At 71.0% G+C, this 19,255-nt stretch carries 18 protein-coding genes and 1 pseudogene; 14 read left to right on the top strand and 5 right to left on the bottom strand.

Annotation, left to right across the window (positions count from 1 at the left end; genetic code table 11):
• The first annotated feature begins 9 nt into the window (after nucleotides 1-9).
• From polX to ACGFI7_RS09520, 4 genes and pseudogenes are all read left to right on the top strand, one after another.
• Nucleotides 10-1,698: a DNA polymerase/3'-5' exonuclease PolX gene (gene polX / locus ACGFI7_RS09535; RefSeq protein ID WP_393401381.1), complete on the top strand. Its 1,689-nt coding sequence runs from the start codon at nucleotides 10-12 to the stop codon at nucleotides 1,696-1,698.
• A 58-nt stretch (nucleotides 1,699-1,756) separates the two neighbouring features.
• Complete coding sequence (locus tag ACGFI7_RS09530; protein ID WP_393401378.1) at nucleotides 1,757-1,972, top strand: hypothetical protein; 216 nt, start codon at nucleotides 1,757-1,759, stop codon at nucleotides 1,970-1,972.
• A gap of 110 nt (nucleotides 1,973-2,082) precedes the next feature.
• A complete protein-coding gene (locus ACGFI7_RS09525) occupies nucleotides 2,083-3,240 on the top strand; it encodes a sulfite oxidase (protein ID WP_393401375.1) in 1,158 nt (385 codons plus the stop codon).
• A gap of 4 nt (nucleotides 3,241-3,244) precedes the next feature.
• Nucleotides 3,245-3,943 (top strand): annotated as a pseudogene (locus tag ACGFI7_RS09520) (wax ester/triacylglycerol synthase domain-containing protein); the annotation flags it as partial.
• A gap of 36 nt (nucleotides 3,944-3,979) precedes the next feature.
• On the opposite strand, the gene ACGFI7_RS09515 reads toward ACGFI7_RS09520, so the two are convergent.
• Nucleotides 3,980-4,714, bottom strand: coding sequence for a pentapeptide repeat-containing protein (locus ACGFI7_RS09515; protein WP_393401921.1), 735 nt, complete (start codon nucleotides 4,712-4,714; stop codon nucleotides 3,980-3,982).
• Between ACGFI7_RS09515 and ACGFI7_RS09510 the strand changes: the two genes are divergently transcribed.
• Nucleotides 4,604-5,626, top strand: a complete 1,023-nt coding sequence (locus ACGFI7_RS09510) for a WS/DGAT domain-containing protein (RefSeq protein ID WP_393401918.1) — start codon at nucleotides 4,604-4,606, stop codon at nucleotides 5,624-5,626. The two genes, ACGFI7_RS09515 and ACGFI7_RS09510, sit on opposite strands and share 111 nt — an antisense overlap.
• Nucleotides 5,627-5,860: 234 nt before the next feature.
• On the opposite strand, the gene ACGFI7_RS09505 is transcribed toward ACGFI7_RS09510, so the two are convergent.
• A complete protein-coding gene (locus ACGFI7_RS09505; RefSeq protein WP_393401372.1) occupies nucleotides 5,861-6,085 on the bottom strand; it encodes a hypothetical protein in 225 nt (74 codons plus the stop codon).
• A gap of 168 nt (nucleotides 6,086-6,253) precedes the next feature.
• On the opposite strand from ACGFI7_RS09505, the gene ACGFI7_RS09500 reads away from it, so the two are divergent.
• Together ACGFI7_RS09500 and ACGFI7_RS09495 are read left to right on the top strand one after the other, a co-directional pair.
• Complete coding sequence (locus ACGFI7_RS09500; RefSeq protein ID WP_393401369.1) at nucleotides 6,254-6,643, top strand: hypothetical protein; 390 nt, start codon at nucleotides 6,254-6,256, stop codon at nucleotides 6,641-6,643.
• A gap of 368 nt (nucleotides 6,644-7,011) precedes the next feature.
• Entirely contained in the window at nucleotides 7,012-7,941 is a 930-nt protein-coding gene (locus tag ACGFI7_RS09495) for an aldo/keto reductase (protein ID WP_393401366.1), read from the top strand.
• A gap of 426 nt (nucleotides 7,942-8,367) precedes the next feature.
• Here ACGFI7_RS09495 and ACGFI7_RS09490 read toward each other — a convergent pair whose 3' ends face one another.
• Nucleotides 8,368-9,348 carry a polyprenyl synthetase family protein gene (locus tag ACGFI7_RS09490; RefSeq protein ID WP_393401363.1) on the bottom strand — a complete coding sequence of 327 codons (981 nt, stop codon included), beginning with the start codon at nucleotides 9,346-9,348 and terminating at the stop codon, nucleotides 8,368-8,370.
• A gap of 162 nt (nucleotides 9,349-9,510) precedes the next feature.
• Here ACGFI7_RS09490 and ACGFI7_RS09485 point away from each other — a divergent pair, with 162 nt between their 5' ends.
• The 7 genes from ACGFI7_RS09485 to ACGFI7_RS09455 all read left to right on the top strand — a co-directional run bounded on the left by ACGFI7_RS09485 (nucleotide 9,511) and on the right by ACGFI7_RS09455 (nucleotide 17,112).
• Nucleotides 9,511-10,869: a cytochrome P450 gene (locus tag ACGFI7_RS09485; protein WP_393401361.1), complete on the top strand. Its 1,359-nt coding sequence runs from the start codon at nucleotides 9,511-9,513 to the stop codon at nucleotides 10,867-10,869.
• Nucleotides 10,866-11,753, top strand: coding sequence for a terpene synthase family protein (locus ACGFI7_RS09480; protein ID WP_393401358.1), 888 nt, complete (start codon nucleotides 10,866-10,868; stop codon nucleotides 11,751-11,753). The genes ACGFI7_RS09485 and ACGFI7_RS09480 overlap by 4 nt, the downstream gene beginning before the upstream one ends.
• Nucleotides 11,750-13,291 carry a prenyltransferase/squalene oxidase repeat-containing protein gene (locus ACGFI7_RS09475; protein WP_393401356.1) on the top strand — a complete coding sequence of 514 codons (1,542 nt, stop codon included), beginning with the start codon at nucleotides 11,750-11,752 and terminating at the stop codon, nucleotides 13,289-13,291. The genes ACGFI7_RS09480 and ACGFI7_RS09475 overlap by 4 nt, the downstream gene beginning before the upstream one ends.
• Nucleotides 13,292-13,426: 135 nt before the next feature.
• Nucleotides 13,427-15,766, top strand: a complete 2,340-nt coding sequence (locus ACGFI7_RS09470) for a nitrate- and nitrite sensing domain-containing protein (protein WP_393401354.1) — start codon at nucleotides 13,427-13,429, stop codon at nucleotides 15,764-15,766.
• Nucleotides 15,763-16,173, top strand: coding sequence for a roadblock/LC7 domain-containing protein (locus tag ACGFI7_RS09465; protein WP_393401352.1), 411 nt, complete (start codon nucleotides 15,763-15,765; stop codon nucleotides 16,171-16,173). The genes ACGFI7_RS09470 and ACGFI7_RS09465 overlap by 4 nt, the downstream gene beginning before the upstream one ends.
• Before the next feature lie 2 nt (nucleotides 16,174-16,175).
• Entirely contained in the window at nucleotides 16,176-16,547 is a 372-nt protein-coding gene (locus ACGFI7_RS09460; RefSeq protein ID WP_393401915.1) for a DUF742 domain-containing protein, read from the top strand.
• Nucleotides 16,528-17,112, top strand: a complete 585-nt coding sequence (locus tag ACGFI7_RS09455; protein ID WP_393401349.1) for an ATP/GTP-binding protein — start codon at nucleotides 16,528-16,530, stop codon at nucleotides 17,110-17,112. Before ACGFI7_RS09460 ends, ACGFI7_RS09455 begins: the two co-directional genes overlap by 20 nt.
• A 53-nt stretch (nucleotides 17,113-17,165) precedes the next feature.
• Here ACGFI7_RS09455 and ACGFI7_RS09450 read toward each other — a convergent pair whose 3' ends face one another.
• Both ACGFI7_RS09450 and ACGFI7_RS09445 read right to left on the bottom strand, forming a co-directional pair.
• Nucleotides 17,166-18,785 (bottom strand): cation acetate symporter, encoded by a 1,620-nt coding sequence (locus tag ACGFI7_RS09450; protein WP_393401346.1) that lies wholly within the window; start codon nucleotides 18,783-18,785, stop codon nucleotides 17,166-17,168.
• The gene (locus tag ACGFI7_RS09445; protein ID WP_393401344.1) at nucleotides 18,782-19,012 is read right to left on the bottom strand and encodes a DUF485 domain-containing protein; all 231 of its coding nucleotides are present in this window, start codon (nucleotides 19,010-19,012) and stop codon (nucleotides 18,782-18,784) included. The genes ACGFI7_RS09450 and ACGFI7_RS09445 overlap by 4 nt, the downstream gene beginning before the upstream one ends.
• Between the last annotated feature and the right edge of the window lie 243 nt (nucleotides 19,013-19,255).

Raw genomic sequence — 19,255 nt, 5'->3', positions numbered from 1 at the left:
GCTGAGCCCATGGCACGGGCAAACGACGAGGCGGCGGCCGCCCTCCAGGAATACGCGGAGCTGTTCGCGCTGACCGGCGGCGACGCCTTCCGGGTGCGCAGCTACCAGAAGGCCGCGAAGGCGATCGCCGGCTTCCCCGACGACATCGCGACGGTCGACGTGCGCGGCGTGCCCGGGGTGGGCGAGGCGATCGCGAAGAAGATGGAGGAGTTCCTCCAGCGGGGCAGCTTCCGCCAGCTCGACGACCTGCGCGGCCGGGTGCCCGAGGGCGTCAGGCGGCTGACGCGCGTGCCGACCCTGGGCCCGAAGACGGCGATCATGCTGTACGAGGACTTCGGCATCGATTCGCCGGCCGCGCTGGGCGAGGCGATCGCGGGCGGCCGGCTCGACGGGGTCAAGGGCCTGGGCCCGAAGACGCTGGCCAACCTGGTCAAGGGCATCGAGCAGCTGGAGCAGTCCGGCCGGCGGGTCCACATCGGCGTCGCCATGGCCCTGGCCGAGCAGGTGATGGCCTCGCTGTCCGCGTCCGCCGAGCGCGTGGCTTACGCCGGGTCGCTGCGCCGGATGCGCGACACGATCGGCGACATCGACATCCTGGCCGTCGCGCCCGAGTCGATCATGGAGGAGTTCCGCGCCCAGCCGTACGTCGCCGAGGTGATCGCCGCGGGCGACAAGAAGACGTCCGTCCGCACCACCTCCGGCATGCAGGTCGACCTGCGGGTGGTGCCCGCCGGGTCATGGGGCGCGGCGATGCAGTACTTCACCGGGTCCAAGGAGCACAACGTCGCCATCCGGGAGATGGCGGTCAAGAAGGGCTGGAAGCTCTCGGAGTACGGCCTGTTCGACGGTGAGCGGGTGATCGCCTCGGAGTCGGAGGAGGAGATCTACGCGGCGCTCGGCATGCAGTTCGTGCCGCCGCCGATGCGCGAGGACGGCGGCGAGGTGAAGGCCGCGCTGGCCGGCGAGCTGCCCGTCCTGGTGGAGCTGTCCGACCTGCGCGGCGACCTCCACACCCACACCGACCTGACCGACGGCATCGCGTCGCTGGACGACATGGTGGCGGCCGGCCACGCCCGGGGTTACTCCTACTACGCGGTGACCGACCACGCGCCCGACCTGGCGATGCAGCGGATGACCCTCGACAAGGCGCTGGAGCAGCGCGAGCGGGTGGCCGAGCTGCAGCAGCGCTATCCCGGCATGCGGCTGCTGCACGGCACCGAGCTCAACATCGCGCCCGACGGCTCGGTCGACTGGCCCGGCGAGGTCCTGCGCGGCTTCGACGTGTGCGTGGCCTCGGTCCACTCCCACTTCACGATGAGCCGCGACGAGATGACCCGCCGCTTCATCGCCGCCTGCGAGAACCCGTACGTCGACGTCATCGGCCACCCGACCACCCGCAAGATCGGCAAGCGCGGCATGGTGGACGCCGACTGGGACGCCGTCTTCCGCGCGGCCGCCCGCACGGGCACCGCCATGGAGATCGACTCCTATCCCGACCGCTCCGACCTGCCGTCCGACCTGGTGCGGCTGGCCAAGCACCACGGGGTCAAGTTCTCGATCGACAGCGACTCCCACGCGATCCCGCACCTGGCTCACCAGCGGTTCGGCATCGGCATCGCGCAGCGGGCGTGGCTGACGACCGACGACGTCATCAACACCTGGCCGCTCGACCGGCTGCTGGCGTTCCTGGGGCGCTGATCGGGTTCAGCCCTGGGGCTGAGGTGCGGGGCGTGACCGGTGCGCGAGAATCCGTGACGTGCTCTCGCCGCGTGGCGCCGACCCGGTCATCGCCTCCCACGAGCTGTCCCACGTCGAGCTGCACACCCGGCTGGCCGGGGCGGAGGTGCCGCAGTGGTTCGACGAGGGCCTGGCCGTGGTGGTCTGCGGCGACCCGCGCTATCTCGCGCCCGCCTCCGTGCGGGTGAGCCCTTCACCTCCGTCGTCCCGCCCCGGTGATCCTGCTGTCCTGTAGGCCGTTCACCTGCCGGTCTACGGGGTATGTCCCGGTGGTATCCGGCTGGAACGATCCGCCTCGCCGGCTCCCCTCATGCACCGCTGCGACACATCCTGGAGGTGAAGGCGTTGAGGGGGACCTTGGGCGCGATCGTCAAACCGCTGCCCGACCGCCTGTTCATCCGGCATGCCGCCGACGCCGAGCACGGCTGGGACACCGGCGACCCGCCGATCGGCGCGCCCGCCGGCAGCGGGCTCGACCCGGGCCTCGGGCCTGACGCCGGCGGCGGTCCGCGCGGGAGCGGGAATGCCGAGATGCGGTGGGAGAGCATGGCCGGGCAGGGCTACCACACGCCCACCGACCGGTTCTTCGTGCGCCACCACACCTTCACGCCGCTGATCGACGCGGCGACGTGGCGGCTCCTGGTGCGGGGCGACGGGGCGCGGCGGGCGGTCGAGCTCGGCTACGACGAACTGCTCGGCATGCCGGCCCGCACCGTGGACGCGGCCGTCGAGTGCGCGGGCAACGGCCGCCGCTTCTACGCGACCCAGCAGGGCACGGCCGCCCCCGGCACGCAGTGGGGGCTCGGCGCCATCGGCGTGGCCCGCTGGCGCGGCGTGCCGCTGCGCGAGGTGCTGCGCGCGGCCGGGGTGCGCGACCAGGCGGTGGACGTGGTCGCGTCGGGGCTGGACGCGCCGTTCGAGAGATACGGCCGGGTGCGCCGGCCGCTGCCCGTGTGGAAAGCCATGGACGACGTGCTCGTGGCCTATGAGATGAATGGCGAGCCGCTTCCCCCTGACCATGGATTTCCGGCCCGGCTGGTGGTTCCAGGCTGGGCCGGAATCGCGTCGATCAAATGGCTCGGTGAAATTGAAATCTGTACGACCACCGCATTCACGCCATGGAACACCGTTTTTTACCGGGGTGTCGTCCGGCAACCGGTGAAGAGCGCTTTCGAGCTCGCCTGGGACGCCCGGCTGCCCGTCGGCGAGCCGGTGGTGCTGCGCGGCCGGTCGTGGTCGGGCCGGGGCCGCGTCGTCCGGGTGGAGGTCAGTTTCGACGGCGGCTGGAGCTGGCACGACGCCGACCACCGCGGACATCACCTGGTCGGGGCGTGGTTGCCGTGGCATGTGATGTGGGTGCCCGAGCATCGCGGGCCCCAGGTGCTCATGGCCAGGGCGACCGACGAGTCGGGCGTCACCCAGCCGTTGGTCACCCCCTGGCACCCCGCCGGTTATCACTTCGACGCCGTCGTGCACCATCCCATTCACGTGGTCCGTGGTTAGAGAAATGTCACGGATCTCGGCTGAGCTGGGTAATCGGTCACGGCCCGCGCGGGCGCCGGAAATTCATCTGAAAGACTCGCGCAGAAACGTTAGGGAAATCCCTTCATGCGAAGCTGACGACGCCCCACGGAAGGGAGAGAAGATGCGCCAGCTGACCGCGCTCGACGCACAGTTCCTCAACGTCGAGTCCGCGACCACCGCCGCGCACGTGGCGGGCCTGGCGATCCTCGACGCCACCGACGGACGCCTCACCCGTCGAGCGCTCGCCGAACTGCTGCTGGAGCGCCTCCACCTGGCGCCCGCGTTCAGCCTCCGGCTGGTCGAGGTGCCGCTCGGCCTCGACCGCCCCTACTGGGCCGACGACCCGGAGTTCGACATCGACAACCACCTGTTCGAGCTGACGCTCCCCGCGCCCGGCGGCGAGCTCCAGCTCGCGGAGGCGGTGGCCGAGATCCACGCCCGCCGGCTCGACCGGACGCGCCCGCTGTGGGAGATGCACCTGATCCACGGGCTGGCCGGCGGGAGGGCGGGCGTCTACACGAAGGTCCACCACGCGGCGATCGACGGCGTCTCCGGCGCCGAGACCCTCGCCGCCCTCCTCGACCTCACCCCTGCACCGGAGTGCGCGACCCGCGCGGCGCCCACGAGCAGCCCCCGCCCCAAGACGACCAGGGCCGCGGCAGCGTCCGCTGCCCGCTCGGTGATCCATGCGGTGGCCACCCCGCCGGTTTCCCCGGCGTCAGGCGGGCCGCTGGAGGCATCCGGGCCTGCGGCGTCGTCCGGATCTCCGGGGCCTGCCGGGGCATCCGACTCTCCGGGGCCTTCCGGGTTGTCCGGCGAATCCGGGACATCCGCGTCTTCCGAATCTTCCGGCGGTGCCGGGCTTACCGCCGGGCTTCACGACCGGTCCGACCACCACGGGCCCACCCACCTGGGGGAGGTTCCCCTCGGAGACGGCGGGGAGTCCGCCGCCTCGGAGGATACGACCGTGCGGGAGGTCGTGCTCAAGGGGGTCGCAGCCGGGACCACACTCGGCCCCGTCCCAGAGGTACTGCCCCACGTCGCCCCTGACCCCGCGAACAGGGCCGTGCGGGACGAGGTGACCCTGGACGGAGTGTCCCAGGACGGGGTGACCCCGTCCCGGATCACCCAGGACCCCGCCACGCAGAACGGCGCCACGCAGAACGGCGCCACGCAGAACGGCGCCACGCAGAACGGCGCCACGCAGAACGGCTCCACGCAGAACGGCGCCACGCAGAACGGCGCCACGCAGGACCTCGCCACCCAGGCCAGCGCCATCCGGGCCAGCGGCACCCAGGACGGGGTCGGGCGTCAGGAGGGCGCGGACGGGGTTGTGCGGGAGATGGCTGCCGGGGCCGGGGCGGCGAAAACGGGGGCGCGAGGGAAGGTCTCCGGCACGGCGGGTGTCGAGGCGCCTGGGTTGCTGGGGATGTTGAGCGGGGCAGCCGTCCATGGGGTGACGCATCCCGTACGGGCGTTGCAGTCGATCGTGCGAGCGGCCGGGGATCTGGACGCCATCCCGCTGGCCTCGAACGTGCCGGGCTCCCGGCTGATCGCCAAGGCCGCTCGGATGGTGGCAGGAGACTCGCGCGAGCGGCCACCGCTGCCCGGGCTGGCGGCCCCCCGGACGCCGTTCAACGGGCCGATCAGCGACCGCCGCCGCCTGGCGTTCGGGTCCGTGTCGTGGAAGGAAGTCAAGAACGTCGCCAGGTCGCACAGCATGAGCGGCAACGACGTGGTCATGGCGCTGTGCACCACCGCGTTGCGGTCCTGGCTGGTGGAGCGGGACGCGCTGCCGGACGAGCCGCTGATCGCCGCCGTCCCGGTGGCGGTGCGCTCGGCGCGTGCGCAGGAGCGGGTCGGCAACCAGATCTCCGCCATGATCGCTCCCCTGCCGACGAACACGACCGATCCGCAGGAGCGGCTGCGGGCCGTCGGAGAGACCATGAACGCGGCCAAGCGCCGCTTCGCGCTGGCTCCGGCGAGCTGGCTGGGCGAGCTGTGCGCGTTGCTGCCCCCCCCGGTCACCGGCCTGGTCACGCCGGCGATCTTCCGGTTCGTCTCGGTGGCCTGCCCGCCGATCAACCTGATCATCAGCAACGTGCCGGGCCCGCAGTTCCCGCTCTACCTGTGCGGGAGCCGGGTGCTCTCGTACTACCCGATGTCAGTCCTGAGTGACGCCACCGGCGGCGTGAACATCACCTGCTTCTCGTACGACGGCATGCTCGACTTCGGCATCGTCGCTTGCCCCGAGCGGATGGACGACGTGTGGGGGCTCCTCGGCCACCTGCAACAGGCTCTGGACGAACTGGTCGACAAACCGGACGAGTACCGGGAGGAGGCGGGCGTCCTTTCCGCTGAGTGACGTCTTCCCGCTGAGCGACGTCGCTGTCTCTCCCGTACGTACTGGCGACGGGTGCTGCCTCCATGACGGCGACGTCCTCACGTCATCGCGGATCTCCGGTAACACCAACGCCGGGCGGTGAGTGGAGGTCCGAGGGGTTCCGTGGGTGAGGCAGGTTTTCTCCCGTGGCGGGTTAGGTAGAGCCTCTGGGAAGCTGACCAGGTGGCGGGGAGTGCGGCTGGTCCTGGTGATGCGTCAAGTCAGGAGGATGCGTCGAGTCACGGCGATACCGCCGATCAGGGCGATACCGCCCATCAGGGCAATGCGGCCGTTCGGGGCAATGCGGCGGATCACCGCGATACGGTCGATCCGGGCCAGGTGGCGGATCACCGCGATGCCACCGGTCGAGGCAACGCTGCCGGTCGGGGCCATGCTGCCGGTCGCCGCGAGTCGGCCGGTCAGCGCGATACTTCCGGTCACAGCGATCCTTCCGGTCTCCGGGATGCCGCCGGTCGGGGCGATGCGGTGGGGGGTGGTGGCCGGTTCCGGGATCGGCGTGAGCGGAAGTACGGGTACGACTTCGTCGACGAGGTGCTGGTGCGCTGTCCTCGATGTGATGGGTGTGCCGTCGTCGTGGCGCAGCTGGGGATGGCCGAGGACGACGGCGACACGGCCTCGACCGGGGCCGTGAACCTGCGTCGGCGTCTGAGCTGTGGAGGGTGTGGCTATCTCAAGGACGAGACGGTCGGCTCGGTTGTCGTCGGCGCTCCTGTCGATCCCTTCTTCCGGCGGCCGTTGTGGTTGCGGGCGAGGTGCCGCGGACATGTGCTGTGGGCCTACGACGCCCAGCACCTCGACCTGCTGGAGGCCTACGTGGCGGCGAAGCTGCGCGAACGAGGGGGCGTCGCGCCCGGGGCTCCGGCGAGCTTGGTGGAACGCCTGCCCACGTGGCTCAAGTCCGCCAAGAACCGGGCCGAGATCTCGCGTACGATCCGGCGCTTACGTCTGACGTTGCCCGCTGGCCGGGGAGGCGGATAGCGAGGTCGTGGGCTGTCCCCCAGCTCTGGTGGCCTTGCTCCGAGGAGCTCACCCGAGAGGCGATCTGTGGAGGCCGTGCTCCAAGCAAAGTTGACACGTAAGAAAGACCGTGGAGCTCGCGGTCCGGAGGGAAGCTCGCGCGAAAGATGAATCTGTGGGAGTCCGCAGTCCGGGGGAAGCTCGCACGAGAGGTGGATCTGTGGGAGTGGCTGCGGTCGGCGGCTCGCGGGAGGGGTGGATCCGTGGGATGGCTGCGGTCGGGGCTCGCGCGAGGAGCGGCTCCGTGGGCGGGGCTGGGGCGGCGGGTAGTGGACCGTCGGAGGTGGTACCGGCTGGGACTCTCTGTGACGGGTGCGGATAATGGGGTGATGAGATCGATAGGCACCACAGATCTGTCCGTTCACCCCATCGCACTCGGCGCGAACGTGTTCGGCTGGACGGCCGACAAGGAAGCGTCCTGGGCAGTGCTCGACGCCTATGTCGAGGCGGGCGGAAACTTCATCGACACGGCCGACAGCTATCCGTACTGGGCCACGGGCGAGTCCACCTCCGAGATCCTGATCGGCGAGTGGATGGAGAGCCGCGGCAACCGGGACCAGATCGTGCTGGCCACCAAGGTCGGCATGCTGGAGGGCCTCAAGGGGCTGGCGCCGCGCACGATCAGGATGGCGGTGGAGGCGTCGCTGCACCGGCTGCGCACTGATCGCATCGATCTCTACTGGGCGCACGTGGACGATCGCGACACCCCGCTCGCGGAGTCGCTGGGGACGTTCGGTGAGCTGATCCGCGAGGGGAAGGTGCGCTACGTCGGCGCGTCGAACTACGGGCCCGTACGGCTGGCCGAGGCGTTGCAGGTGGCCGACGAGAACGGGTTGCCCCGGTACGTCGCGCTGCAGCAGCCGTACAACCTGGTCGAGCGCGCGTACGAGGGAGAGCTGCGGGACGTGGTGGCCCGGGAGGGGCTGTCGAGCACGCCCTATTGGGGGCTGGCCCGTGGGTTCCTGACCGGGAAGTACACGAGCGGTGCGACGGTCGACAGCCCTCGGGCGTCGGCGGCTGCTCACTATATGCACACCGAGCACGGGCGAAAGGCTGTGGAGGCGCTGGGCAAGGTGGCGGCCGGGCGGCAGGTGGAGCAGGCGACGGTGGCGTTGGCATGGCTGGCGGCGCAGCCCACGGTGGCCGCGCCGATCACCAGCGCCCGCGACGTGGACCAGCTCGCGCCGCTGCTGGCCGCGGCCGATCTGGAGCTGACGGCGGAGGAGCTGCGACTTCTCGACGAGGCCTCCCGCCCTTGACCTGTGGGGACGGCCCTTCGGGACCGCCGTGACCTGTGGGGACGGCCCTGACCCGTGGGGACGGCCCTGACCTGCGAGAGCGGCCCCCGACCTCCAAGGGTGGCCGCCCCAAGGGCCGCCCCTGACGCCCGAGGGCTGCACCCGGCCCAAGGGCCGTCCCGGGCCTGAGATCCGCCTCGCTCCCGGGGCGGCACTTGGCCTCCCACTGGCGCGCCTGACTGGGGGGCCGCGCCTGGCCGGAAGGTGACGCCTGACTCGAAGGTTCTGCCGGTACGAAAGTTTCGTCTGGTGAGGGTGCTCAGATTCCCGAGGGTGGCTCGGCACGCGAGGGTCCCCGGCTCGTGAGCTGGCACGGCTCGCGCGGGCACCCCGGCTCTTGAGGAGGCCCAGGGTTTTCGAGGGCGTCCCGGGTTCGGGTGGGGTGGGTCAGTGGATGCGGTCTATGAGGGAGCCGCAGAGGGTGCGGAGGTCGGTGGCGTGGGGGAGGCAGGCGTTCATGGTGTCCAGGGCGGAGGACAGGTAGCGGTCGGCCAGGGTTTCGGCTTCGGCGCGGCCGCCGGCTTCCTCGACGAGGCGGGCGGCGCGTCGTACCGACCGGTCGTCGGTGGCGCCCGTGCTGAGGAGGGTGGCGAGTTCGCGGGCGGCAACGGAGTCGGTGGCGAGGGCGGCGAGCACCGGGTAGGTCTTCTTGCCGCGGCGCAGGTCGCTGTCGGCGGGTTTGCCGGTGACGGTGGGGTCGCCCCAGATGCCGAGGATGTCGTCGGCGAGCTGGAAGGCGACCCCCAGTTCGCGGCCCATCTGCCACATGCGGGCGGCCAGGTCGGCCCGGCCGCCCAGGATGACGCCGGTGGCCGCGGCGGCGCCGAGCAGGCCGCCCGTCTTGCCGAGGGTCATCTCGGTGTACTCGTCGGCGGTCACGGCGCCGGGGCCGCGCCACGGGCGGCCTTCGAAGGCCATGTCGGCGGTCTGGCCCTGGACCAGTTCGACGAGGGCCGACGAGAGGTAGGTCATGGCCTCGCCGGAGCGGGCGAGCTGGGCGACGGCGAGGGCCAGAAGTGCGTCGCCGGCCAGCAGGGCGGGGCCGGTGCCGTACACCTTCCACAGGGCCGGGCGGTGCCTGCGCTGTTCGTCGTGGTCGATGATGTCGTCGTGGACGAGCGAGAAGGCGTGCACCAGCTCGACCGCGACCGCAGCGGGCACCGCTGAGCCGGGGTCGGCGCCGGCGGCCTCGGCGCACAGCAGGGCGATGGCGGGGCGCACGCTCTTGCCGGCGTTGCCCTCGTACGGCCTGCCGTCGGCGTCGGCCCAGCCGAGCGTGAACCCGGCCATCCTGGCGCTCCACGGGTGGAGCACCGACACCGCCTCGCGCAGAGCGGGCTCGAAGAGACGCCGGCAGCGGGCGATCACTTCGTCTCCCGGCGACGGGCCTCGCGCTCCGGCCACTGGCCACCTCCCACTCGATCTTGAATGTACAGCCAAGATCATGTGATACTCCATCCTAGATTTGGCTTTTGTGGGCAAATGTCCCGTCTGTTGGGACGGACGCTCCGTGGGCTTGGAGGCACCATTGTGGCGACCAACGCCGCCCAGACCCGAACCGTCCCCTTTCTGACCAGGCTCACCAAGCATCACCGGACTCCCGTCCACGCCCTCGAAGAGGCCTCGCGGCAGGCGGGCGGCGAGCTCGTCCGGCTCGACATGGGACCGTTCCATCCCTACCTGGTGACCCACCCCGACCACGTCCAGCACGTACTGATCCAGAACCAGCCCAACTTCGTCCGCGGCGGCATGTTCTGGGACCCTCTGGCGCCGCTGCTCGGCGAGGGCATCCTGTCGGACGGCGAGACCTGGGCCGAGAGCCGGCGGATCCTGCAGCCGCTCTTCACGGCCAGGTACGTCAACTCGCTGGCCGAGAAGATGGCCGTGATCATCGACCGGCTGATCGAGGAGACGATCACGCCGGACCGGCCGTTCGACATCTCCCGGCTCATCTCGGGCCTCGTGCACCCGACGATCGTCCGGCTGTTCTTCGGCTCGAAGATCTCCGTGGCGGACATCGACCGGCTGGTTCCGGCCTACGACGTCGCCGTCACCGCCAAGGCGCTCCGGCTGGTGATGCCGTTCGTGCCCGAGGGCCTGCCGATGCCCGGCGACCGGGCCTTCCGGCGGGCGATCAGGACCATCGACGCGGTCGTGTACCCCCGGATCCGGGAGGCCAGGGCCCGCGCGAGCCAGGGCCTGGACCAGGACAGCGTGGACGTCGTCGCGCGCCTGGTCAAGGCACGCGAGGACGTCGCCGGCGAGGAGGGCGAGCGCCGGATCAGGGACGACCTGGTGGCCATGCACGGCGCCTCCACCGAGACCTCGGCCACGGCGCTGACCTGGGCCTGGCCGATCCTCGACGCCTACCCGGGAGTCGCCGCGAAGGTGTACGAGGAGATCGACCGGGTCGTCGGCGCGGACCCGGTCAGCACCGCGCACCTGCCGCGTCTGCCGTACCTGAGGATGTTCGTCCACGAGCTGATGCGGCTCTTCCCGCCGGGCTGGATCCTGCCGCGCAAGGCGGTGGCGGCGGACGTGGTCGGCGGGGTCGAGATCGAGGCCGGGTCGACCGTGCTGCTCAGTCCCTATCTGACGCACCGGATGCCGGAGTTCTGGGACGCGCCGTCGGTGTTCGACCCGGAGCGGTTCGCGCCGGGGCGGGAGTCGGGGCGGCACCGGTACGCCTACTGGCCGTTCGGCGCGGGCCCGCACGTCTGCCTGGGCCAGCACCTGTTCCTGATGGAGGCGCCGCTGGTGCTCGCCGGCATCCTCCGCAAGTACCGGCCGGTGGTGCACCTCGACCGGCAGGTGACGCCGCGGCTGGCCTCCTCGCTGCGGCCGCCGGCCGGTCTGACGATGACGCTCGTCCCGGTGGGCCGGTCGTGAACGACCCCGGCGAGCTGTTCGCCACCGGGAGGACCTGCGCGCTCGCGGTGGCCGGCGGGCGCGACCTGGAGCGATGGGCGGCGCGGTACGACGGGCTGTTCCCGCCCGAGTCGTTCGACTCCGGACTGTTCGGGTCGCTGGCGATGGCGGGCGCGTTCGGCTCGCCGTGGGCGAGTGTGACCGAGTTGCGGGTGGTCAACCGGGCGTCGCTGCTGGTGTTCGCGGTGGACCGGCTGTTCGACGAGGAGGCGGCCACGCGGGACGAGGTGGCGGCGCTGACGGGGGCCTGCCTGGAGGCCGCCGCCACGGACGGGTCTCCGAGAGCGCCGAAGGCCGCACGGCACCTGGCCGCCTTCGTCGCCGACCTGCGCGACGAACTGGCCGCCGGGCCCGCGTTCGCCGCTCTGGAGGGTGACTGGCGCGAGCGGCTGGGCCGCATGCTCACCGCGATGGCCCGCGAGTGGGAGTGGAGCCGGGGCCTCACCAGTCCCCCCGGCCCGGAGGAGTATCTGGCCAACGCCGACAGCAGCGGCGCTCTGTTCATCGCCGTGTCCCACTGGATCTACAGCGGCGAGGTCACGACTCCCGCCGGCCTGGCACGGCTGCGGGCCGCGGGCGAGACGGTCCAGCGTTACCTGCGGCTGCTCAACGACCTGGCCACGCACCGCAGGGAGTCGGCGTCCGGCGACGTCAACGCCCTCGCGCTCGGCATGACGGCGGACGAGGTGACCGCCCGGATGACGGAGCTGTCGCGCGAGGCCGCCGGCCTGATCGGGCCGCTGCGCGGCGACCATCCAAGGGCCGCCGAGTACCTCTGGTGGCAGATCCACTACAGCGCGGGCTTCTACGGGCTGTCCGATTTCTGGGCTTCGAGGAACACATGAGCACTGACATCGCACGGCGCGCCGCCGACCTGGTCACCGGACTCATGGCCACGCCGTGGGGCCAGGTGTCCCCTTCGGTGTACGAGACGGGACGGCTGGTCACGCTGGCCCCCTGGCTCGTCGGCCATCGGGAGCGGATCGCGTTCCTGCTGGCCGAGCAGGGGGCGGACGGTTCGTGGGGTCAGCCGGGCGGGTACCGGCTCGTACCGACGCTGAGCGCCACGGAGGCGTTGATGAGCGCGGCCCGGGACGGCTCCCCGGAGGTGCTGCCGGCCGCCGAGGCGGGGCTGGCGGCGCTGCGGGACATGCTGGCCCGGCCGGCCGAGTTGCCGGACACCCCGGCCATCGACCTGATCGTCCCGGCGCTGGTGGCGCTCATCGACGCGCACGGGCCGGGCGAGCCGCTGCCGTGTCCGCCCGGGCTGGACGGCGCGCGGCTGAGGCGGGTCCGGCGGCTGCTGGAATCAGGTCAGCGGCCGCCGCAGAAGATCCTGCACGTGCTGGAGGTGGTGGCGGCCCAGCGGCCGGACGGCGTGCTGCCGACCCCGGCCGGCACGGTGGGCGCGTCGCCGGCGGCGACGGCCGCGTGGCTCGGCGGCTCCGTCCCGCCGGACCCGCCGGACCCGCCCGACGCGGCGGACTCGGCCGTCTGGGCCAGGCGTTATCTGGAGGCGGTGGCCAAGCGGTTCGGCGGGCCGGTGCCGGTCGGGCTGCCGATCACCGTGTTCGAGCGCGGCTGGGTGCTGAGCTGGCTGGCCAGGGCGGGCATCCGGGTGGAGGCGCCGCCCGAGATGATCGCCGACCTGCGGGCGACGATCGGTCCGGAAGGGACGCCCGCCGGGGCCGGGCTGCCGGCCGACGCGGACACCACGAGCGTCGCCCTCCACGCGCTGGCCCTGCTGGGGGCGCCGTGCGACCCCGCCCCGCTGCTGGCCTTCGACACGGGCACGCACTACTGCACCTGGCAGGGCGAGGACGGCTTCTCACCCACCACCAACGCCCACGTGCTGGACGCGTTCGGCGCGTACGTCCGGGTCAGGCCGGCAGCCGTCGAGCGGTACGGGCCGGTCATGGCGCGGGTGGCCCGGTGGCTGGCGGAGCGGCAGCGGCCCGACGGGAGCTGGGACGACCGGTGGCACGCCTCCCCCTACTACGCGACGCTGGGCTGCGCGCTGGCGCTGGGCGAGTTCGGCGGGCCGGAGCACGCCGGCGCGGTGCTGCGGGCCCGGGAGTGGGTGCTGGCCGCGCAGCGGGAGGACGGGTCGTGGGGGCGGTGGACGGGCACGCCGGAGGAGACCGCGTACGCGGTGCAGACCTTGCTGTTGTCAGGACCGGAGCCGGACGAGCGGTGCAAGCGGGCAGCGGGGCGTGGACACGACTATCTTCTCCAGTCGGCCGATTTACCGCATTTCCCACCATTGTGGCATGACAAGGACCTTTACTCGCCGACAGCCATCGTGCGAGCGGCGATCCTGGCTGCCTTACATGTCGCAGAGTGTCACAAGCAACAGAAATTTAACCGGATAAACGGGACATAGCATCTGATTCGTGTCGATTATTGTTGATCAAGCAATAGCGCATTGCTAGGGTGACCCGAGTGTCAGATTCCTGGTTTGCCCATTTTGCTGCCTTGACAAGGCATGCTTACTACGTGTTTCCGCCGGGTGGGCTCGATGCGCTTCCGTAACGCGAGCGTCCGTTCCAAGGTCACGGCGCTGATCGTGTCGCTCACCCTGCTGTGGGCGTTCGCCGCGTGGGTGACCCTGCGCGAAGGGGTCAACCTGCTCGGGGCGGCCACCGTCGACGCCCAGCTGGTCGAGCCGAGCGAGCCTCTCCTGGTCGAGCTGCAGCGCGAGCGCCGCCAGACCCTCACCCGCCTGGGCAGCGGAGCCAGGGGCGCCGACAAGGCCCTGCGGGACCAGCGGGCACGGACCGACGCGGCGCGCGCCGAGTTCGCCGCCTCCCTCGACAGCACCGCGCTGGCCGTGGCCGCGGACGACGCGCTGATGGCCCGGGTCGCGGACGTGCGGAGCGAGCTGACCAAGCTGGACACGGCCAGGAAGTCGATCGACACGGGCCGGGCCGGCTCCTCCCAGGCCGCCGCCGCCCCCTACGACAACGTGATCGACCTGCTTTACCGCATGTACGAATCGGTGGCGGCGTTCGACGACAAGGAGATCGCCAGGGACGGCCGGACCCTGTCGGAGATCAGCCGCTCACGCGAGTGGCTGGCGCGTGAGGACGCGCTCCTGGCCGGCGTCTTCGCCCGGGGCGGCTTCGCCGAGGACGAGCACGCCGAGTTCGTCTCCGTCGCGGGCGTCTTCCGCTTCACGCTCGCCGAGGCCATGTCGAAGCTCCCGCAGGAGGACTGGGCGGCCTACGACGCGTGGACCAAGAGCGAGCCCGCCACCCGGGTGCGGACCATGGAGCAGCGGCTCATCGCGTACCGGTCGGGCCCGCTGCCGGTGGAGGCCGAGGAGTGGCGCAAGGCGGCCGAGGCGACGCTGGCCGACATGCAGCAGGAGACGCTCGCGGCCGGTGACCGGCTGGCGGAGCGGATCGTCCCCGTCGCCGTGGGCGTCCTGGTCCGGCTCCTCCTGGCCGGCGGCCTGGGCCTGGTGGCGGTCATCGCCTCGATCGTGCTGTCGGTCACCACGACCCGGCAGCTCCTCGCCCAGCTCAGGAAGCTGCGCGACGCCGCGCACCAGCTGTCCGACGAGCGCCTGCCGAACGTGGTGGAGCGGATCGGCCACGGCGAGGTGGTGGACGTCTCGAAGGAGGTGCCCGACCTGGACTTCGGCGACGACGAGATCGGTCAGGTGGGCCAGGCGTTCAACACCGTCCAGCACACCGCGATCAGCGTCGCCGCCGAGCAGGCCGAGCTGCGCCGCAGCATCCGCGACATCCTGCTGAGCCTGGCCCGCAGGACGCAGGGCCTGGTGCACCGGCAGCTCACCGTGCTGGACGTGATGGAGCGGCGCGAGACCGACCCGGAGGAGCTGAAGGAGCTGTTCCGGCTGGACCACCTCGCCATCCGCATGCGCCGCAACGCGGAGAACCTCATCGTGCTGTCCGGTTCCTCCCCCGCCCGTACGTGGCGGCGCTCGGTGCCGATGCTGGACGTGGTGCGCGGCGCGCTGGCCGAGGTGGAGGACTACACCCGGGTGACGATCATGCCGATGGGCGACGTGGTGCTGGTCGGCCGCGCGGTCGGCGACGTCATCCACCTGCTGGCCGAGCTGATCGAGAACGCCGCCTCGTTCTCCCCGCCGTACACCTCGGTCCAGGTGAGCGGCCAGCTGGTGGCCAACGGGTACGTGGTCGAGATCGAGGACCGCGGCCTCGGCATGAAGCCGGAGGACCTGTCCGCCGCCAACGAGCGCATCGCCGACCCGCCGGAGTTCCGCATCTCCGGCACCGCCAGGCTGGGCCTGTACGTGGTGAGCCAGCTCGCCAAGCGGCACGACATCCAGGTCAGGCTGAAGGCTTCCCCGTACGGCGGCACGACGGTCGTGGTGCTGCTGCCGCAGGAGCTCGTCGAGGTCGACACCGATCCGCTGCCGCAGGGCGAGGACGCGACACCGGCCCTGCCGCGCCGGGCGGTGGCGGTGGCGGAACGCGCGCCGGCCCCGCACAACGTGCGTCAGCTCAAGGTCGCGTCCGAACCCGTACGGCCGCTCCCCGTACCGGAACCTGTCCCCCGGCCCGTCCAGACCGAACCTCAGCAGACCCCGCGCGCCGTCCCGGCGCCGACCGGCGAGTCCGAGGAGACCGTGGAGCCGAAGCAGCCCGAGTTCACTCCCGGCGGCCTGCCGCTGCGCGTGCCGCAGGCAAGCCTGGCCCCCGCCCTGCGCGAGGACAACCCGAACACACCAGTCGACACCGAGGAGGACGATGACGTCCGTTCGCCGGAGGAGATCCGCGCGATGATGGGATCCCTGCAGTCAGGCACCCGTCTGGGCAGGTCGGATGCCGCCAAGATGATGGGCGAGCAGCCGGGGGGTGAAACATGACCTCCAGTGCGGGCACCGACCTCAACTGGCTGCTCGACGACCTGGTCGGGCGGATCGGCGACGTGGAGCACGCGATCGTCCTCTCGTCCGACGGGCTGCTCATGGCCTCCTCCGCCGGGCTGGTGCGCACCGACGGCGAACACCTGTCGGCCGTGGCCTCCGGGCTGCAGAGCCTGGCCAAGGGCGTCTCCGACTATGTGAGCGGCGGCGCGGTCAAGCAGACGGTGGTGGAGTGGAAGTCGCAGTTCCTCATCGTCACCACGGCCGGGGAGCGCGCCTGCCTGGCCGTGCTCTGCGGGCAGCGGGCCGACATCGGGCTCGTCGCCTACGAGATGGCCATGATGGTCGCCAGGGTCGGCCAGTACCTGACCTCGGGCGCGCGCGTCGAGGCGGGGAGCGAGCGGTGAACATGACCGACGGTCCCACCGACGAGCACTGGGTCGACCCGGAGATCATCCGCCCGTACGTGGTGACGCGCGGGCGGACGGCGCCCACCCGGGGCAAGTTCGACCTCATCTCGATGGCGCTCGCGATCGGCCCGCCGCCCGGCCCCGAGGCCGGGCTGGACCCCGAGCACCTGTCGATCATGCGGCTCTGCCGCGAGCCCAAGTCCGTGGCGGAGATCGCCGCCCATCTGAACCTGCCCGCGGGGACCATCCGCGTGCTGCTCGGCGACCTGTTCGACAGGGAGCTCGTCTCGGCCCAGGAACCGCAATCCGAGGTGGACATGCATGACGTGAAGATGTACAGGGCGGTGCTCGATGGTCTTCGATCGCTCTGAGCGGCCTCGCCTCCCGCGAGCCATCAAGATCCTCGTTGCCGGCGGCTTCGGCGCGGGCAAGACGACCATGGTCGGCGCGGTGTCGGAGACCCGGCCGCTGCGCACCGAGGAGATCCTCACCGATCGCAGCGTGGGCGTGGACGACCTGAGCCGCGTCCAGGCCAAGCGGACCACCACCGTGGCGATGGACTTCGGGCGGATCACGCTCAACGACGAGTACGTGCTCTACCTGTTCGGCACCCCCGGGCAGGAGCGGTTCTGGTTCGTCTGGGACGAGCTGGCGGAGGGGGCGCTGGGGGCGGTCATCCTGGCCGACACCCGGCGGCTGGCCGACTGCTTCCCCTCGGTCGACTACTTCGAGCGGCGCGGCACGCCGTTCGTGGTCGCGGTCAACTGTTTCGAGGGGGCTCCCTCGTACGAGCTGGCGGAGGTGCGGCTGGCGCTGCAGCTCAACCCGTCGATCCCGATCATCATGTGCGACGCGCGCAAGCGCGACTCCAGCCGCGAGGTGCTGATCGCGCTGGTGAAGCACTCGGCCCGGCTGCGTGCGGAGCCGGTGGGCTGAGAAGACGTACGGCGGGCCCGGCCGGGAGGCCGGGCCCGCCTGCGGTTCTTCGTTCAGTGCTTGACGGCCTTCTCCGCGCCGACGCCGGTCAGGGACCGGACCTCGATCTCGGCGTACTTGGAGGCGTTGTACTCCTTGCTCATGATCGTTCCGAGGTAGCCGCACAGGAAGCCGAACGGGATCGAGACGATGCCCGGGTTGCTGAGCGGGAACCAGGAGAAGTCGACGTCCTTGAAGAGGGACGCCGCGCCGCCGGAGACCACCGGCGAGAAGATGACCAGCACCAGGGCGGACAGCAGACCGCCGTAGATGGCGCTGACCGCGCCCGTCGTGTTGAACCTCTTCCAGAACAGGCTGTAGAGGATCGCCGGCAGGTTGCCCGAGGCGGCCACGGCGAAGGCCAGGGCCACCAGGAAGGCGACGTTCTGGTTCTGCGCCAGGATGCTCAGGCCGATCGCGATGGCGCCGATGACCAGGGCGGAGATCCGGGCCACCACGACCTCCTGCCGCTCGCTGGCCTGGCCGCGCCGGAAGACGTGCGCGTACAGGTCGTGCGCGAAGCTGGAGGAGGAGGCGAGCGTGAGGCCGGCCACCACCGCGAGGATCGTGGCGAAGGCGACCGCCCCGATGAAGGCCAGCAGGATCGTGCCGCCCACCGAGCCGAAGATCTCCTCACCGATCCGCAGGGCGAGCAGCGGTGCTGCCGTGTTCCCTCCTGGGTCCTGGGCGATGATCTCTTCCCTGCCGACGATGGCCGCCGCGCCGAAGCCCAGCACGAGGGTCAGCAGGTAGAAGGTGCCGATGATGCCGATGCCCCACATCACGGACTTGCGCGCGTCCTTGGCGGTCGGGACCGTGTAGAAGCGGATGAGGATGTGCGGCAGGCCGGCGGTGCCGAGCACGAGCGCGAGGCCGAGGCTGATCAGGTCGATCTTGCCGGCCAGGCCCTGGGCCTCGGTGCCGTACTTCAGCCCGGGGATGAGGAACTGGTCGGGGTTGGCCTTGGGACCGCTGGTCGCGGCGGCCTGGCCGAGCAGGCCCGACAGGTTGAAGCCGAACTTGGCGAGCACCAGCACGGTCACCAGGGCGGCGCCGGTCATGAGGAGCACGGCCTTGACGATCTGCACCCAGGTGGTGCCCTTCATGCCGCCGAAGACGACGTACACGATCATGAGGGCGCCGACGGCGACGATCGTCCAGATCTTGCCCGCCTCGGAGGTGACGCCGAGCAGCAGGCCGACCAGGGCGCCGGCGCCGACCATCTGGGCCAGCAGGTAGAAGATGCTGACGACGATGGTCGAGGTGCCGGCGGCGGTGCGGACCGGGCGCGGGCTCATCCGGAAGGCGAGCACGTCGGCCATGGTGAACTTGCCGGAGTTCCGCATCAGCTCGGCCACCAGCAGCAGCGCCACCAGCCAGGCCACCAGGAAGCCGATCGAGTAGAGGAACCCGTCGTAGCCGGACAACGCGATGATCCCGGCGATGCCCAGGAACGAGGCCGCCGACATGTAGTCGCCGCCGATGGCCAGGCCGTTCTGCACGCCGCTGAAGGACCGGCCGCCCGCGTAGTAGTCGGCCGCCGTCTTCGTCTGGCGGCTGGCCCAGACGGTGATGGCCAGGGTGGCCGCGACGAAGGCCAGGAAGAGGATCGTGGAAAGGGTGGTGGAGCTCACTGGGTCTTCTCCTCCACCTCGTGCCGCAGCTTGTCGGCGATCGGGTCGAGCTTCTTCTCGGCGTGGCGGGAGTAGGCCCACGCGATCCAGAAGGTGGACACGAACTGCAGCAGACCCAGGATCAGCCCGACGTTGATGTCACCGAGCAGTTTGATCCCCATGAAATCGCGGGCCCAGCCCGACAGCACCACATACAGCAGGTACCACGCCAGGAACGCCACCGTCATCGGGAACGTCCAGCGCCGGAAACGGCGCTTCAGCTCTTGGAACTCACTACTCTCCTGTACTTGTTCATAGACGGACGCGTCATGTTCTCTAGTCGTCACGAGACCTCCACTGTGATGCGGATCACGCACACGGTAAAAGCGTGAGGTACCCGCCGTGGAGTGCTCGTGCGACGCCTATCGCCGAGCCGCCGACGAGCGGCGTTCAGCTGGAGAGCCGTTGCGGTGAATGGTCAATCCAGCGCG

The sequence above is a fragment of the Nonomuraea sp. NPDC048826 genome (assembly GCF_043198225.1).
Lineage (GTDB): Bacteria > Actinomycetota > Actinomycetes > Streptosporangiales > Streptosporangiaceae > Nonomuraea.
The sequence above is the reverse complement of the archived record's forward strand: the minus strand, read 5'-3'. Positions and strand labels throughout refer to the sequence as shown.

Coding starts and splice junctions, on each gene's coding strand:
- polX (WP_393401381.1), top strand. CDS start 10: ATGGCACGGGCAAACGACGAGGCGGCGGCCGCCCTCCAGGAATACGCG.
- ACGFI7_RS09510 (WP_393401918.1), top strand. CDS start 4,604: ATGGCTGCCGGGGCCGGGGCGGCGAAAACGGGGGCGCGAGGGAAGGTC.
- ACGFI7_RS09515 (WP_393401921.1), bottom strand. CDS start 4,714: ATGGACGGCTGCCCCGCTCAACATCCCCAGCAACCCAGGCGCCTCGAC.
- ACGFI7_RS09500 (WP_393401369.1), top strand. CDS start 6,254: ATGGCCGAGGACGACGGCGACACGGCCTCGACCGGGGCCGTGAACCTG.
- ACGFI7_RS09495 (WP_393401366.1), top strand. CDS start 7,012: ATGAGATCGATAGGCACCACAGATCTGTCCGTTCACCCCATCGCACTC.
- ACGFI7_RS09475 (WP_393401356.1), top strand. CDS start 11,750: ATGAGCACTGACATCGCACGGCGCGCCGCCGACCTGGTCACCGGACTC.
- ACGFI7_RS09470 (WP_393401354.1), top strand. CDS start 13,427: ATGCGCTTCCGTAACGCGAGCGTCCGTTCCAAGGTCACGGCGCTGATC.
- ACGFI7_RS09465 (WP_393401352.1), top strand. CDS start 15,763: ATGACCTCCAGTGCGGGCACCGACCTCAACTGGCTGCTCGACGACCTG.
- ACGFI7_RS09460 (WP_393401915.1), top strand. CDS start 16,176: ATGACCGACGGTCCCACCGACGAGCACTGGGTCGACCCGGAGATCATC.
- ACGFI7_RS09455 (WP_393401349.1), top strand. CDS start 16,528: ATGGTCTTCGATCGCTCTGAGCGGCCTCGCCTCCCGCGAGCCATCAAG.
- ACGFI7_RS09445 (WP_393401344.1), bottom strand. CDS start 19,012: ATGACGGTGGCGTTCCTGGCGTGGTACCTGCTGTATGTGGTGCTGTCG.